The sequence below is a fragment of the Hymenobacter saemangeumensis genome (assembly GCF_039541835.1).
Classification (GTDB): domain Bacteria; phylum Bacteroidota; class Bacteroidia; order Cytophagales; family Hymenobacteraceae; genus Hymenobacter; species Hymenobacter saemangeumensis.
The window spans coordinates 447,290-462,389 of record NZ_BAABGZ010000013.1 but is presented as its reverse complement, the minus strand read 5'-3'; the positions used below and the strand labels follow the sequence as shown (position 1 = coordinate 462,389).

At 63.1% G+C, this 15,100-nt stretch carries 11 protein-coding genes; 3 read left to right on the top strand and 8 right to left on the bottom strand.

All coding sequences use genetic code 11. The annotated features are described in order from the left end of the window. Positions 1-101: 101 nt before the first annotated feature. The 7 genes from ABD919_RS06185 to ABD919_RS06155 all read right to left on the bottom strand — a co-directional run bounded on the left by ABD919_RS06185 (position 102) and on the right by ABD919_RS06155 (position 7,847). Entirely contained in the window at positions 102-1,370 is a 1,269-nt protein-coding gene (locus ABD919_RS06185; protein ID WP_345234787.1) for an MFS transporter, read from the bottom strand. A gap of 114 nt (positions 1,371-1,484) precedes the next feature. Further along, positions 1,485-2,420 (bottom strand): cation diffusion facilitator family transporter, encoded by a 936-nt coding sequence (locus ABD919_RS06180; protein ID WP_345234785.1) that lies wholly within the window; start codon positions 2,418-2,420, stop codon positions 1,485-1,487. 112 nt (positions 2,421-2,532) lie between these two features. Beyond that, positions 2,533-2,799 (bottom strand): hypothetical protein, encoded by a 267-nt coding sequence (locus ABD919_RS06175; RefSeq protein WP_345234783.1) that lies wholly within the window; start codon positions 2,797-2,799, stop codon positions 2,533-2,535. 360 nt (positions 2,800-3,159) lie between these two features. Continuing rightward, entirely contained in the window at positions 3,160-4,080 is a 921-nt protein-coding gene (locus ABD919_RS06170) for an NAD(P)/FAD-dependent oxidoreductase (RefSeq protein WP_345234782.1), read from the bottom strand. Between the two features lie 182 nt (positions 4,081-4,262). Further along, positions 4,263-4,817, bottom strand: coding sequence for a hypothetical protein (locus tag ABD919_RS06165; RefSeq protein WP_345234780.1), 555 nt, complete (start codon positions 4,815-4,817; stop codon positions 4,263-4,265). A 65-nt stretch (positions 4,818-4,882) separates the two neighbouring features. Beyond that, positions 4,883-7,327: a TonB-dependent receptor gene (locus tag ABD919_RS06160; RefSeq protein ID WP_345234778.1), complete on the bottom strand. Its 2,445-nt coding sequence runs from the start codon at positions 7,325-7,327 to the stop codon at positions 4,883-4,885. Positions 7,328-7,526: 199 nt separating this feature from the next. Beyond that, on the bottom strand, positions 7,527-7,847 hold the full coding sequence (locus ABD919_RS06155) for a hypothetical protein (RefSeq protein ID WP_345234776.1): 321 nt from the start codon (positions 7,845-7,847) through the stop codon (positions 7,527-7,529). Positions 7,848-8,206: 359 nt separating this feature from the next. Here ABD919_RS06155 and ABD919_RS06150 point away from each other — a divergent pair, with 359 nt between their 5' ends. The 3 genes from ABD919_RS06150 (at position 8,207) to htpG (ending at position 13,943) form a co-directional block, all read left to right on the top strand. Then, entirely contained in the window at positions 8,207-10,618 is a 2,412-nt protein-coding gene (locus ABD919_RS06150; protein ID WP_345234774.1) for a TonB-dependent siderophore receptor, read from the top strand. A gap of 166 nt (positions 10,619-10,784) precedes the next feature. Further along, complete coding sequence (locus ABD919_RS06145) at positions 10,785-11,921, top strand: PepSY-associated TM helix domain-containing protein (protein WP_345234772.1); 1,137 nt, start codon at positions 10,785-10,787, stop codon at positions 11,919-11,921. 201 nt (positions 11,922-12,122) lie between these two features. Next, entirely contained in the window at positions 12,123-13,943 is a 1,821-nt protein-coding gene (gene htpG / locus ABD919_RS06140; RefSeq protein ID WP_345234770.1) for a molecular chaperone HtpG, read from the top strand. A gap of 174 nt (positions 13,944-14,117) precedes the next feature. Here the strand turns inward: htpG and ABD919_RS06135 are convergent, their stop codons facing one another. Then, positions 14,118-15,029, bottom strand: a complete 912-nt coding sequence (locus ABD919_RS06135) for a class I SAM-dependent methyltransferase (protein ID WP_345234768.1) — start codon at positions 15,027-15,029, stop codon at positions 14,118-14,120. Positions 15,030-15,100 lie beyond the last annotated feature (71 nt).

Sequence of the window (15,100 nt, the reverse complement as noted above, 5' to 3'; positions counted from 1 at the left end):
CGAGAACAGAAAGGATTTATTTGACTTGTCAGAATTGAATGGCGCCAGTATTGTTGCCGCCTCGAAACATCAGCACATCAAAAAATCAACCCATTAATAAATCATTCTTCCACGTAATCCAGGTCTTTGCCATAGCTCTCGGGCAGGGTGCTCACGGCCCAGAAGGCAACCAGCAGCGACAAGGCCCCGAGCAGGGCCGCCCCGTTTACCAGGCCCAGGCGAGGCTGGGCGGCTGGGCCGGAAAAGAACTGAAACAGCGGCACCAGCAGCAGCACCGAGCCCCGGGCGAAGTTGGGCGCCGTGGTGGCCACCGTGGCCCGCAGGTTGGTACCGAACTGCTCGGCGGCCACGGTGACGAACAAAGCCCAGAAGCCTACCGACACGCCCAGTCCGAAGCACACCATATAATAGGTGTTGGGCGTGCTGCCCTTGATACCGTAGAGGTACACGCCCACCATGGCGGCGCAGAAGCCCAGGAAAAACTTCAGGGCGCGGTTGCGGCTGTGCCACACCTGGCTGAGGGCCCCGCTGGCAAAGTCGCCGAACACCAGCCCGAAGTAGCTCCAGAACACGGCCAGCCCGGCCGTGACTTCGCCCGTAAGGCCCAGCGCCCGGCCAAACTCCGGCGCCAGGGTGATGAGAATGCCAATTACAAACCAGAGCGGCACCCCAATGAGCAGGCAGCGCACATAGCGGCTCAGGCGCGGGCCGTAAGTGAAGAGGCTGAAAAAGTCGCCGCGCTTTACTTCCGACTGGGCCTGTACCTGCTGGAACATGCCCGACTCCATGACGCTAACGCGCAGCAGCAGCAAGGCCAGGCCCAGGCCACCACCCACAAAGTAGGCATTGCGCCAGCCCAGCTTCTCCCCTACCCAGTACGCCAACAGGGCCCCGCTCACGCCTACGGTGGCTACTATCATGGTGCCGTAGCCGCGCTTTTCCTTGGGCAGGCTCTCGCTGACCAGGGTGATGCCCGCGCCCAGCTCCCCGGCCAGGCCGACGCCTGCGATGAGGCGCAGCCAGGCATACTGGTCGATGGTTTGCACGAAGCCATTGGCGATGTTGGCCAGGGAGTACAGCAGAATGGAGCCAAACAGCACCGAGAGCCGGCCCCGCCGGTCGCCGAGTATGCCCCAGAGAATGCCGCCCAGCAGCATGCCGCCCATCTGCATGTTAATCAGGAACAAACCCTGGCTGGTCACCTGGTCAGGTGCGGTAACCCCGAGGTCAGCCAGACTTTTTACCCGCACGATACTGAAGAGAATCAGGTCGTAGATATCGACGAAGTAGCCCAGGGCGGCCACGATGACAACGGCGGAGAACAGGCCCGTGGTTTGGGCGGGGGAAGAGCTGGATTTTGGGGACTGCACGGAATTGGCGGCGTTTGGAGGCCCGAAATGTACAGGAGTAGCGCCGAATTCCATTCCGCGCCGAGCTGGCAGTAGTACGAAATTCTATTCCGCAGGAGGCTGGGGTGGGCCGCTCTACGGCGCGGAATGGAATTCCACGTTACCAGGGCAGCCGGGGCCGTCTTCTACCTGCACGGTGGTGTGGTGGATGTGAAATTCCTTTAGCAAAGCCTGGGAAAGCTGGCTTAGCCAGGCCGCATCGGCCCCGCCGGGCCGCACGAGGTGAACCGTGAGGGCAGTATCGTGGCCGTCGGAGCTGAGGCTCCACACGTGCAGGTTGTGTACGGACTGCACCCGGGGCTGGCGCAGCAGGAAAGCCCGCACGGCGCTCAGGTCAATGCTGTCGGGCACGGCGTTCAGGCCCAGGCGCACGGTGTCGCGCAGCAGGCCCCAGGAGCCCATGGCAATGACGGCCAGCAGGACAAGCGCCAGCACCGGGTCGAGCCAGGCCCAGCCCGTGAGCAGCGTGAGGCCCCCGCCCACTACCACGCCCACGCTCACCAGCGCGTCGGTGAGCATGTGCAGGTAGGCGCCGCGTACGTTCACATCGTCTTTCTGCCCGCGCCGGAACAGCCAGGCCGTAAAGCCGTTGATGAGCACGCCCAGGCCGGCCAGCCCCATTACCAGGCGGCCATTCACGGGCTGGGGGTGCAGGAAGTGGTCGGCGGTTTCCCAGAGAATAAAGCCCAGGGCCGCATACAGCAGCGCCGCATTGAGCAGCGCCGCCTGAATGGTAGCTCCGCGAAAGCCAAAGGTGAAGTTCTTGGTAGCGGGCCGCCCCGCAAGCCAGGCTGCACCCCAGGCCAGGGCCAGGCTCAGCACGTCGCTCAGGTTGTGGGCGGCATCGGAGAGCAGGGCCGCCGAGTTGGCCCAGAGCCCGCCCAGGGTTTCGGCCACCACAAACAGCACGTTCAGCGCAATGCCCGTGGCAAAGGCCGCGCTGAACCGCCCCCCGGCCGGCGGGCTGGCGTGGTGATGGTGGGCATGGTCGGGGTGATGGTGCTGGGCCATGCAGTGGGAGTTGATGACGCAAAGCTAGCCCGGGCCACAGCCCGGGGCTTGCAGATACGGCAAACGGCAGCGGCACAGCCAGGTGTTCGGGCCGTCCACTTATTCCGCCGGGCTAAAACCGGCCTGCCAGGACGCGCCGCCGGATGCTGCAGTAGTCTTCTCTTTCTTCTTCGGACAAGCAGGCGCTGGTAATGAGGCTATCCCGTGCCGCCGCAAACCGCGCTTTAAGTCCGGCATTCTGCTTATCGAACTGAAAGGCCTGCAGCGCTTCGGCATAAGCCAGCTGCAAAGGCTGGCATTGCAGGTTGCGCCCAAAGGTGCTGCGCGGGTCGTTGGCCAGCATAAGGAAGTTGTCGGGCAGCCCGGCCAGGTAGCGCACTGTAAGTTTCTGCCCGATTATCGCACCGCGCCAGGTGGTTCCAGCCCTCCCCGGCCCCGTACACGTCGGCCAACTGGTCGTCGAAGGAAGGTTCCCTACTGTAGTAGGCCCTAATCCCTGCCCACCATGCTCTGTGCCCCTTGGCAGTCAATGAGGTAAACGTAAGGATGCGGCTGCTGTTCTGGCTCGCATTCAATCAAGCCAGCAGGACCTTCCCTTTTAAGCGGTTTAGGAAGGCGTTAGCAGGTCATGCTGAACAGCTTCATTAGCTGCTACTTCAACTCCCCTGCGCCTGCCGGAAAACAAAACGCCGGGCCCGGCATTACCCCGGCCCGACGCTTAAGCACAGGCATAGCCCTGCTAAGCCGCGCTCACGCAGCTGCGCAGTATCAGCTCATTGTTCAGGGCGGCGGCGGCCCGGGCGCCACTGGCGGCAGCATGAATTACCTGCTGCAACGGCCCGGTCATGTCGCCCACCGCATACACGTTGGGCACGCTGGTCAGGCCGGTTTCGTCTACCTGCACATACACGCCATCGGAAGTAAGGGCACAGCCCAGCTGGGTGGCCAGGTCGGTGCGCTGCCGCTGGGCGGGGCGCATAAACACGGCATCGACGGGCAGGCGGCTGCCATCGGAGAAAATAATAGCCCGCAGGCATTTCGCCGTGCCATCAAAGGCTTTCACGCGGGCCTCCCTGATTGCTACGCCGAGGCTGTTGAGGTGGGCCAGCTGGCCCGGGGTGAGCCCGGCCGGCCCATCGGTGCACAGCTGCAGGGTAGGGCTCCACTGCTGCAGCAGCACGGCCAGGTGGTAGCCGGCTTCCCCCCGGCCGTACACAGCCACCCGGCTATGGCGGGTTTCCCAGCCGTGGCAGTAGGGGCAATGGTATACGCCGCGCCCCCACAGCTCTTTCAGCCCACTGATGCCAGGCAGCACGTCGGTGACGCCGGTAGCCAGCAGCAGGGCGGGAGCCGTCACCACTTCGCCCTTGCTCAGAGTCAGGGCAAAGCCTTCGGCAGTGGTTTTCACCCGGCGGGCTTCAGCGGCTACCACTTCCACGTTATAGGGCTGCAGCTGCTCGCGCCCAATACGCAGCAGGCCCTGGGGCGGGGCACCGTCGCGGGTGAAAAAGCTATGGGAATGAAAGGCCGGCGCATTGCGCGAAGGCCCGCCATCGAGCACCAGTACGCGGCGCCGGGCCCGGCCCAGCACCAGCGCCGCGCTCAGGCCGGCGTTGCTGGCCCCCACAATGGCCATGTCATAAGCAGAAAAAGAAGGCATCAGAAAGTTTGTTTGATAGAAGCAGACACAATGGCCTACCTCCTGGACTATTCATCCGGAGAAAGGGTTGTTTCGGCAGGAAATGAGTTTTGTCGAACCACCCAAGCCAGGTAGCCGGAAAACAGCGGGCTTCCGTAAACACGCCGCGCTACTCTCCGGCTACCCTGGCCTAAGCTACTGGCCTACTGCACCGTTACCGGGAAGTTTACCTGCAGCTCGCTGCCTTCGAGGTTAGTAGTGGCATTCTTGGTACCGGGCTGGTGGTACAGCACGATGCGCAGGCTGCCGCTGCCGGCGGCATTCGCCCGCAGCGTGGTTTGCAGGCCCAGCTCGCGGTTGTTGCCGTCGCGGTCGGTGCGCGCAATGGTGAGCAGGGCCGCGGGGGTCGTCGTGTAGCCTATCAGGTGGTCGTTGGCTTCCTGTCGTACTTCGTCGCTGATGTTGACCGCCGGATTCTTGGTCTCATCCAGGAAGGTGAGCGTGCCGGTGTAAGACGTATTGGCGGCCAGCGTCAGCGGGGTGATGGTAGGAGCAGCGCCGCCATCCCCGTCCAGGTCGCGGAAGGTGGCCCGTACCGTGGTACCGCCACCAACCGGCGTCAGCACATATTCTGCGGTCGTAATCAGCTCTTTGTCGCCATTGTCTGGCTCAGGGTCTTTCTTGCTGCAGCCAGACAGCAGAACGAGCGGAGCGGCCAGCATTACGAAGAGAAGGTGGCGGAAAGAATTGGTTTTCATGAGAAAAATGAGTTAGGTTTTTTTGAAATGAGTTGAGAATATGTGTTCATTGTAGAAAAGCTGACCTATCGTGACGCGGCCCCGAAGGCCAGCGGCACCCGCAGGCGCAGCGTGATGTTGCGCCCCATCTCGTCGGTGAAGTAGCGGTAGCGGTTGAGGTAGTCGCGGTAGCGCTGGTCGAGCAGGTTGCTGCCCGTCAGGCTAATGGTAAGGGGCAGGCGGCCCAGCTGCAGCGTGGCCCCTACCTCGGCGCCAAGCAGGACATAGCCCGCAGGCGCCGTGGTGAAATCGTACACCTCGGAGGGTGTGCGGGTCTGCCGACGCACCCCCAGCCCGCTGAGCTGGGCGTAGCGCTGGCGCAGGCGGCCCGGCGTGGCCGTGCGGTTGGGCCAGCTCCGGCGCAGGCTCAGCTCTAGGCGGTCGGCGGGCCCGAAAATGAGGTAGTCGCGCTGGTCGTGGTTGTAAGCCACCACCACGGCCGCTTTGCCGGCCAGCTGCCAGCCCTGGGCCAGGTCGTAGGTTCCGGCAGCATCGAAGCCGGTGAACGAGGCGTCGCTTTGGTCGAAGCGGAAGCTGGGAAACACGCCCCGAATGGTGACGGGCGGCGGCATGGGCAGCTGGTAGATATAGCCCGAAATGCGGGTGTGGTAGAGGGTGACTTCGCCGTTCAGCCGGCGGTAGCCGTGCCAGGTAGCCGTCAGGCCAGTGTTGTAGGCCGTTTCGGGCTGTAGGCTGCGGCGGGGTGCGCCGGCCGGCAGGAAATCGTTCTGCAGGTCGAAGCCTTCCTCGTACTGGGCGTTGTGCACGCCCTGGCTGTAACGCTCGTTGGGAGCCGGCGCCCGGCGGGTCAGGCCCAGGTCGCTACGCAGCGTGAGGTGGGGGCCAGCTTCAAAGGAAGTGCCCAGGCTGGCGGCCGGCGTGACGTAGGTGAAGGCCGTCCGCTCCACATAGTAGCCGGCGCCGTTGCCCCGGCCCCGGCGCACCTGCAGGTGGCGGTAGTCGGCCCGCAGGCCGGCTTCCAGCTGCCAGCGGCGGCCGTGCCAGTGCTCGATGAGGAAGGCACCACCCACCACATTGGTGTAGAAGGGCACAAAGTAGCGGAAAGCGTAGGTGTTGTCCTGGTAGGTACCGGCCAGGCCTACGCTGCCCGTAAAATTGCCCAGCGGGCGGTGGTCCAGCAGCAGCTCGGCAGTGGTGGTGCTGTTCTCGTAGCGCAGCTCGGGCAGGTTGCGGGCAGCCAGCGCGTCGTTGTAGGGCCGGTACTTGTCGTATTCTTCCCGCAAGTCCTGCTGCCGGGCCAGGGTGGCCGACAACCGGCCCAGCCCCGTTTTCACAAAGCCACTGAGCTTCAGCAGGTCGTGGGCCACGTACTGGTAGGGCCGGTCGATTTTGTAGCTGAAGTCTGCCGTTTCCCGGGGCCGCGGCCGGGCCACGGCGGCTTCAAAGTCTTCGCGGCTGCCCAGGTGGGCACTCGACAGAATGCCCAGCTTGCTGCCGAAGTGACTAAAGAATGCCTCTACCCCATACCGGTCTTTGTGCCAGCCCAGCGCCGCCGAGTAGTTGAGCTCGGCCTGCCCGGTGTTTTTCTGGTAGTAGTCGGGCGTACGGGTGTTGCCGGCCCGCTTGGCGGTGCCCTGCACCCGCCAGCGCAAGGCCGGCAGGCCCGCCGGGCTGCCCTGCACTGCCGCCGATGCCGCGCCCAGCCCGTTGTTGCTCATCCCCACCAACTGCAGCTCGGCCGAGGTGCCGGCCGAGTCGGGCAGCGGGGCGGGCTCTACCAGCACCACGCCGCCGATGGCATCGGAGCCGTGGCGCACGCTGGCCGCGCCTTTCACCACCGTCAGCTGCGAGGCAATGAAGGGGTCGATTTCGGGCCCGTGCTCCTGGCCCCACTGCTGGCCTTCCTGGCGCACGCCGTTGTTCAGAATGCTGATGCGGTTGGAGTGCAGGCCGTGAATAACCGGCTTAAACACGTTGGCCCCGGTTTGAATAACCGACACGCCGCTGATTTTCTGCAGGGCCTCGCCCAGGGCCTGCCCGCTGGTCTGGCGCAGGGCCTCGCCGCTAAGGGTGGCCGTGGCCTGGGTGCCGGGCAGGCCGGGCTGGTGCCCGCGCACCACGGCACCCTGCAGTAGCACGGCATCGGAGTGCAGGCGGAAGTTGCGCAGCACGGTGCGACCCGGCAGCAGGCGCACTTCTACTGTTTCGAGGGCATAGCCTACGAAGCGCACCTGCACATGGTACAAGCCGGCTGGTGCCTGCAGCTGGTAATTTCCGCTCAGGTCGGTTTGGGTGGCTTGCTGGGTTTCAACCAGCAAGATGGTGGCGCCAGGCAGCAGCTCACCGGTTTCGTGGTCGCTTACGCGCCCGCTTACCAGCGTTGTACTGCCCGGCTGGCCCGGACTGGACTGGGCCCGCACCGGTAGCGCCAAAGCACCCCAGACGGCCAGCATCAGCAGGCGCCATTGCCACCCCGCAACCGGCCGAGCGGCCAGATATCGGAGAAACATCACTAACAAAAAAGGGGGTTGCCGCGCCGTAATGCGCTAATGGCCAATTACTCCGCAATAAGCAGAGCGTAGTGGCGGACGTGCTGTCCGCAGGGGGCCTCCATGCACAGAAGGCCCTGAAAGGATTCTACCGGTTGCCAGAACGCCGCTTCAGGCTGCTGGCTAGCAGGCTTGGAGCTGGGTTTTCGTGCTCGAATCCTTAGGCGCGAGCCGGCGGGCCACGCAAGGCGGCCGGCCCCGTAGCCACACCCGTAGCGCCCGATACGGCCAGCGCCAATAGCGGCTGGGCATATACTGGAGCCACCCGCGGCCCCGGCACTACCACCGGCGCGCCGGCCTGGTAGGCTACGTTGTAAAACTGCTCTACCGGGCAGTGCTGGTGCTTGACACTGAGCAGGGATTTGCCCTTATGCTTGTAGGCTGGCTCGTGGGCAGCCTCTACCTCGGTGTGCGCGTGGGAGTGCAGCGCCAGCACCCATGCCTCGGGCAGCAGCGTCCGCGTGAGGCAGAGCAGCAGCAAGAGGGCAATATGAGAGCGCAAAGCGTGCATTGAAGTACAAAGATGACACGAATCCTGGAAAGCTTACCAGGCACTGCCACAGCGACGTGTAGCGCGACCAGCGCTTAAAGGTTGCCGAAGATAAGACAAGCGCCGGAAATTCCTGGTTTCAATCAACATAAACTATAAAAAGACATAACCTGCCTTCCTCTCTTTTTTACTTCAGCAAAATGCGCCAGCAGCTATGACAACAGCATCTTCAGAACTCACCTGATGTTCAATATTCAAACTTGATTTATTTAGAAAAAATCTAAACAAGCTTTGAATGGCTCTGCTTCCTGCCGTTACTTTGCACTGTTTATAATCATTCTAAATAAACAATGCGTCTTCTAGCACTCCTTCGTTTTGCCTTGCTGCTAAGCTTGCTGCTGCTCAATCTTGACCTTTATGCCGCCGGAGCTGGCTTTGGCAGCGTGCTTGGCACTGCTCGCATGGCGAATACGCAGCCGGCCGCCTTTGCCAGCATTGCCTTAAAAGCAACCAGCATAGGCAGCACCGCCGACGACCAGGGCCGCTTCCGCCTCGACCGCGTGCCGGCCGGCACTTACACCCTGGTGGTGCAGGCAATGGGGTTTGAGCCCGTGGAGCAGACGGTTACCATTACAGAAGGCCAAACAAGCCGGGTTGAGGTAACGCTGGCCGCCAGTGCCACCAGCCTGCAGGAAGTAACCGTGCTGGCCCGCAGCTACACGGCCTACCAGCGCGACGCCACCAACATTGCCACGCGCTCCGACACGCCCCTGCGCGACATTCCGCAGAGCGTGCAGGTGCTGCCGGCGGCCGTGCTGCGCGACCAGCAGGTGCAGCTGCTGCAGGAAAGCATCAAGAACTTCGCCGGCATCAGTCAGTTTGGCGGCTACAACGACTTCAACATGCGCGGCTTCCGCTCTACCACCGGCAACTTCGCCTACAACGGACAGCGCCTGGGCGGGTCGTCTTATACGCCGCAGCCCACTTACAACCTGGAAAGCGTAGAGGCCATCAAGGGGCCGGCCTCGGTGCTGTACGGCTTTGCGGCGCCCGGCGGCATCATCAACCAGACCACCAGGCTGCCCCAGGCCACGGCCCAGCGCGAAATCCGCCTCACCTACGGCAGCTTCAGCCAGCTGCGCGGGGTGGCCGATGCCACGGGCCCGCTCACGGCCGACGGCCGCTGGCTGTACCGCGTGGTGGCCGGTGCCGAGCGCACCGACCACCAGATGCGCGACTGGAAAACGCGCAACGTCTTCATCAACCCGTCCTTTACCTTCCGTCCCAGCGAGCGTACCGACCTGACACTCACAGCCTCCTACTTCCACCAGAACGAGGACGGGGGCACCTGGTACAACCGCGGCATCATGGCCGTGAAAAACGGAGCCGGCCAATACGACCTAGGCGTGCTGCCCCGCAGCTGGAGCCACCACGATGCCAACGACCGCGGCGCCGACCGCATTGCCAACGTGCAGTTTCTCGGCCGCCACCGCCTGGCCGATAAGCTCAGCGTGAGCGTGCTGGCCCGCTACAGCTACTACCACTCCATTCAGCAGTACCACCACATCAACCGCAACAGCTTTAACGCGACTACCGGCACCATTCGTCGACACTTCCGCGACATCGACAACGTAACCCAGGATGCCTTCGTGAACACCTACCTGACCTGGACGCCCCGCACCGGGCCGGTAGAGCACACCATTCTGGCGGGCATCGACTACGGCCACAGCCAGAACGGCTACGACTACGCCCAGAGCGGCGTCGGCGTGCCCGGCCTCAACATCTTCAACCCGCAGTACGGGCAAACCGACCGCAGCTCTTACCTCGGCGAGCGGTACAACGCCCGCTACGACAACCCCAGCAACTTCCTCGGCGGCTACGTGCAGGACCAGCTCACGCTCACGCCCCAGCTCAAGGCCGTGCTGGGCCTGCGCTACGACACCTACCGCAGCACCAGCCTCGACAAGGACCGCACCGAGCAGGTAAGAAACCCCACGGCGGCCATTGTGCTGCCCCAGGACACCTCGACGGCTTCTGCCTTTGTGCCCCGCGCCGGCCTGGTGTACCAGCCCCTGCCCCAGCTTAGCCTCTACGGTTCCTACAGCCAGAGCTTTCAGCCCCAATACTCCAACCTGGCCCGCAGCGGTGGGCCTTTCGACCCCGAAGTGGGCAAGCAGTGGGAAGTAGGCGCCCGCACCGAGCTGCTGGGCCGCCGCCTGGTGGGCTCGGTAGCCTTCTACCACATCCGCAAGGTCAACATCCTCACTACCGACCCCAGCGACCCCAACGGCGAGCGGCAGATTGCCGGCAACGAGGCCACCAGCAAGGGCGTGGAGCTGTCCTTGACCGGCCGCGTGCTGCCCGGCCTGAACATCATTACCAACTACGCTTACAACGAAGCGAAAATCACCAAGAACGGCAACCCCAGCGAGCCCTATGCCTCGCCCTGGTTTGAGAACGCGCCCAACCATACGGGCAACCTCTGGGCCGTGTACACCCTGCAGCGGGGCCCGCTGCAAGGCCTGGGCTTCGGCGGCGGCGCCTACCACGTAGGCAAGCGCTATAGCTTCGTCGAAGACTTCTCCATCCCGGCCTACACTACCTTCGATGCCGTGCTGAACTATCAAATCAAACGCGCGTCCCTGGCCCTGAACCTCTACAACCTGGCCGACACCCGCTACTACTCCGGCGTGTTCTTCAACGACATCGTGTGGGTAGGCAACGGCCGCTCCTTCCGCCTGACGGCGGGCTATTCGTTTTAGTTGCTGGTTGCCAGTTGTTAGTTGTCAGTTGTTAGTTGTTAGTTTATTGATACTCGGCTGAGTACAGCCTCTAGCCAGCAATTGTCTCCATACCCGCCTGCAGTCAGGAAAACCCGCGCCAGCCCACACTGACAACTGACAACTAATAACTGACAACTAAAAACAGATGGCCCGCTCCACCTTCACCCGCCGCTTGTTTACGCTGCACAGCTGGCTGGGGCTGATTACGGGCCTGCTGCTGCTGGTGGTGAGCCTGAGCGGGGTGCTGCTGCTGTTTGAGCCGGAGCTGGACCATGCCTGGAACCCGCAGCTGCTTTCCGTGAGCGCGCCCCCGGCCGGCCGGCCTTCGCTCGACCGGGTGATGGCGGCGGCGCGGCAGCGGTTTCCACAGCCGGCCCATCTGCGCCTGCGCCGCATTCCCACCTCGCCCACCGCTGCCGTGCAGGTGAGCGTCGACCAGCCCGACCACCGCTGGCTGCTGGCTTACTTCGACCCCTACACGGCCCGCTACCTGGGCCAGCGCGACGCCCGGGCCCACTTCTTTGGCTGGCTGCTGGGCCTGCACTACAGCCTGCTGGCCGGCAAGGGCGGCGAGCTGACAGTGGCCCTGCTCGGCCTAGCCCTGGTGCTGAGCGTGCTAACCGGCGCCGTGGTGTACCGCAAGCACCTGCTGCCGGTGCTGCTGTTCCGGCAGAAAGTGAGCTGGAACAACTGGCGGACGGCATCTTCCGGCCTGCACCGGTTGGTGGGCGTGTGGTCCCTGGCTTTCAACCTGATTATTGCCGGCAGCGGCGTGTGGATGCTGCGCGCTGCCTTTCTGCCCGAAACCTACGCGGCCGAGGAAGCAGAGAAGCCGCTACTAACGCAGCCCAAGGTGGCTGTCTCCCTCGACACGCTGGCAGCCCGGGCCGCCAGCGCCGTGCCCGGCTTCCAGCTCCAGGGCCTGGCCCTGCCCCGCACGGCTTCCGACACCGTGGTGAAAGCCCTGGGCCGGCTCGCCGACCGCCCGCTCTACGGCGACTTCAGCCAGACCATTACGCTGTCGGCCCGCAGCGGCCAGGTGCTGGCCGCTGCCGACGTGCGCCAGGCGGCCCTGGCCGAGCAAACCGAGCTGCTGGCCTTTACCCTGCACTTCGGGCAGTTTGGCGGCCTGCTCGTGAAGCTGCTCTGGAGCCTGGGCGGCCTCTCCCCCGCCCTGCTCAGCCTCACCGGCTTTCTGCTGTGGTGGCGCCGCCACAAAAAGCCCGGCCCCCAGCAAAAGGCACCAAGCACCAAATCCCACAAGCCCCTCCTGGTCAGATAGCCCATTTCCAAAACGACCACTGCGCCTAACCACTGCGCACACTGCGGGAAAGCTAGCAGAACAGCTCCGCCCAACTGCCAGCCTGTCAGCCCGCCCCGGGGTGGAACAAGAGTTGAATAGCCGCTCCGCGAACGACGGCTCGGCAAAACCGGCCAAAAATTCACGTTTCTCTCCGTCACATCATCACTTCATAACCTTAGTATGCAAGAGACCGGCTCTATCTCCATCCACACCGAGAACATCTTCCCCATCATCAAGAAGTTCTTGTACTCCGACCACGAAATCTTCCTGCGGGAGCTGGTTTCGAACGCCGTCGATGCCACCCAGAAGCTCAAAAGCCTGGCCCAGCTCGGCGAGTTCAAGGGCGAGCTGGGCGAGCTGAAGGTGAAGGTGAGCGTGGACAAGGAGGCCCGCACCATCACCATCGCCGACCGCGGCCTGGGCATGACGGCCGAGGAAATCAAGAAGTACATCAACCAGATTGCCTTCTCCGGCGCCACCGAGTTTGTGGAGCAGTACAAGGAGAAGGACGCCGCCACCAAAGACCAGATTATCGGGCAGTTCGGCCTGGGCTTCTACTCGGCCTTCATGGTGGCCGACAACGTGGAAATCTTCTCCAAGAGTTACAAGGAAGGCACCGAAGGCGCCCACTGGGTATGCGACGGCAGCACGGAGTTCACCCTCGAAACCACTGAGAAGGAAGACCGTGGCACCAACGTGGTGCTGCACGTAGCCGCCGACTCCGACGAGTTCCTGGAAGCCAGCCGCCTGCGCGGCATCCTCACCAAGTACTGCAAGTTCCTGCCCATCGAGATTGAGTTCGAGGACACGGTAATAAACCAGACCGCGCCCATCTGGACCAAGCAGCCCAGCGACCTCACCGACGAGGACTACAAGAAGTTCTACCATGAGCTCTACCCCCTGAGCCTGGACGAGCCCCTGTTCTGGATTCACCTGAACGTGGACTACCCCTTCAACCTGACGGGCATCCTGTACTTCCCCAAGGTGAAGGACGAGCTGCAGCTGCAGCGCAACAAGATTCAGCTGTACTCGCGCCAGGTGTTTATCACCGATGAGGTGAAGGACGTGGTGCCCGAGTTCCTCATGCTGCTGCACGGCGTGATTGACTCGCCCGACATCCCGCTGAACGTGAGCCGCAGCTTCCTGCAGGCCGACGCCGCGGTGCGCAAAATCAACACCTACATCACCAAGAAGGTAGCCGACAAGCTCAGCAGCCTGTTCAAGCAGGACCGCGCTGCCTACGAGGAAAAGTGGGGCGACATCGGCCTGTTTGTGAAGTACGGCATGCTGTCGGACGACAAGTTCTACGACAAGGCCAAGGACTTCGCCCTGCTGAAGAACGTGGACGACAAGCTGTTCACCCTCACCGAGTACACCGAGCACGTACAGGCCAACCAGAAGGATAAAAACGACAGCACCGTGGTGCTGTACACCAACGACGCCGAGGCCCAGCATGCCTACGTGGCCGCCGCCCAGGAGCGCGGCTACGACGTGCTGAACCTCGACCAGGTGCTCGACCCGCACTTTGTAGGCCTGCTGGAGCAGAAGCTCGAAAAAACCTCCTTCAAGCGCGTGGATGCCGCCACCGTGGGCCAGCTCATCGAGAAAGAGGAAACTACCGAGAGCGTGCTCAGCGAAGACGACCAGAACAAGCTCACCACCCTGTTCGTGGATGCCATTGCCAACCCCGCCATGCACGTGAAGGTGGCCCCGCTCTCGCCCCAGGATGCGCCGGTGGTCATCACCCAGAACGAGTTCATGCGCCGCATGAAAGACATGCAGCGCACCGGCGGCGGGGGCGGCATGCAGATGTTCGGCGCCTTCCCCGACTCCTTCGACGTGACCGTGAACGCCAACCACCCCGTAGCCCAGAAGGTGCTCAGCGGCGACGACGGCGGCAAGCTCGCCAAGCAGGCCTTCGACCTGGCCCTGCTCGCCCAGGGCCTGCTAAAGGGGGAGGCCCTGACGGCCTTCGTGAAGCGCAGCACGGAGCTGCTGTAGCCCCACCCCCAACCCCTCCCCTGTGGGGGAGGGGAGCCTGATGATTAAAAGAAAAAGGTCTGTTGCTTTCGCAACAGACCTTTTTCTGTAAAAAGCGAGCTTGTTTTAGTCAGAAAGTCGAAGAACGACAGGTTTAGGCTCCCCTCCCCCACAGGGGAGGAGTCGGGGGTGGGGCTACTTCTCGTTCCGCGCCACCACAAACATCCTATCCCCGAACTTGCCGGTCAGCTTGTTCAGGTAATAGGTAGGGTACTGCCCGGCCAGCTTGCCCACCTTCTCCACGATGCTGCCACCCAGGCGGATGTGGGTGGGCGGCTTCACGGGATTGAGCAGGTCTACCACCTCAAAGCCCTGCTTGGCCAGCATGCGGCGGATGGTACTCGGCGTGAATTCGTAGAGGTGGTAGGGTGGGATGTCCATCTTGCGCTGCTTGCCCAGCATGCCGTAGGCGGCGAAGCCCAGGCGCACGGTGGGCAGGTTGAGCGTGGCGGGCAAGGCCAGCACCAGCAGCCCGCCCGGCGCCAGAATGCGGTGGAACTTGGCCAGCGTAGCGGCCGGCGAGAGCAGGTGCTCCAGCACGTCGCCCATGTAGGCCAGGTCGAACTGGTTTTCGTGGAAGTCCTTGGTGGTTTCGATGTTGCCGGTTACCACGGGCAGCTTCAGGGCCTGGCGGGCAAACTCGGCGGCGTGCTCGGATATCTCCAGGCCGTGGGTTTCCCAGCCCAGGCTTTGCAGGCTTTTGAGGGTGTAGCCGGGGCCGCAGCCTACTTCCAGGTAGCGAAACTTACGGCCCGGGTAGTGGGCCTGCATGTAGTCGACAAACTTATCCGGCCGGGGCTTGGTTAAATCCAGCTGTTTGCCTTCGTCGATAAACTTCTTGTCCTGCTGGGTGCGGTCGTAGTTGGGCCGGTCGGTGAAGTACTCCTTGCCGTAGAGGCGTTCGAGCTGCTCAGGAGTGGGCTGGGGGTGCAGAAACATCAGGCTGCAGCTGCGGCACTGGGTGCCCTGCAGCTTCTGGCCCTCAAATTCGTAGTAGAAAGGCAGCTGCTTAAAATCGGTGCTGCCGCATAAGTCACAAGTACGCATACACAAAGTAACAATGCAGAACGCGCCGTGCCGTGTTTCCGCTACTCTACCACCTGAAACCGCTTAAGTAG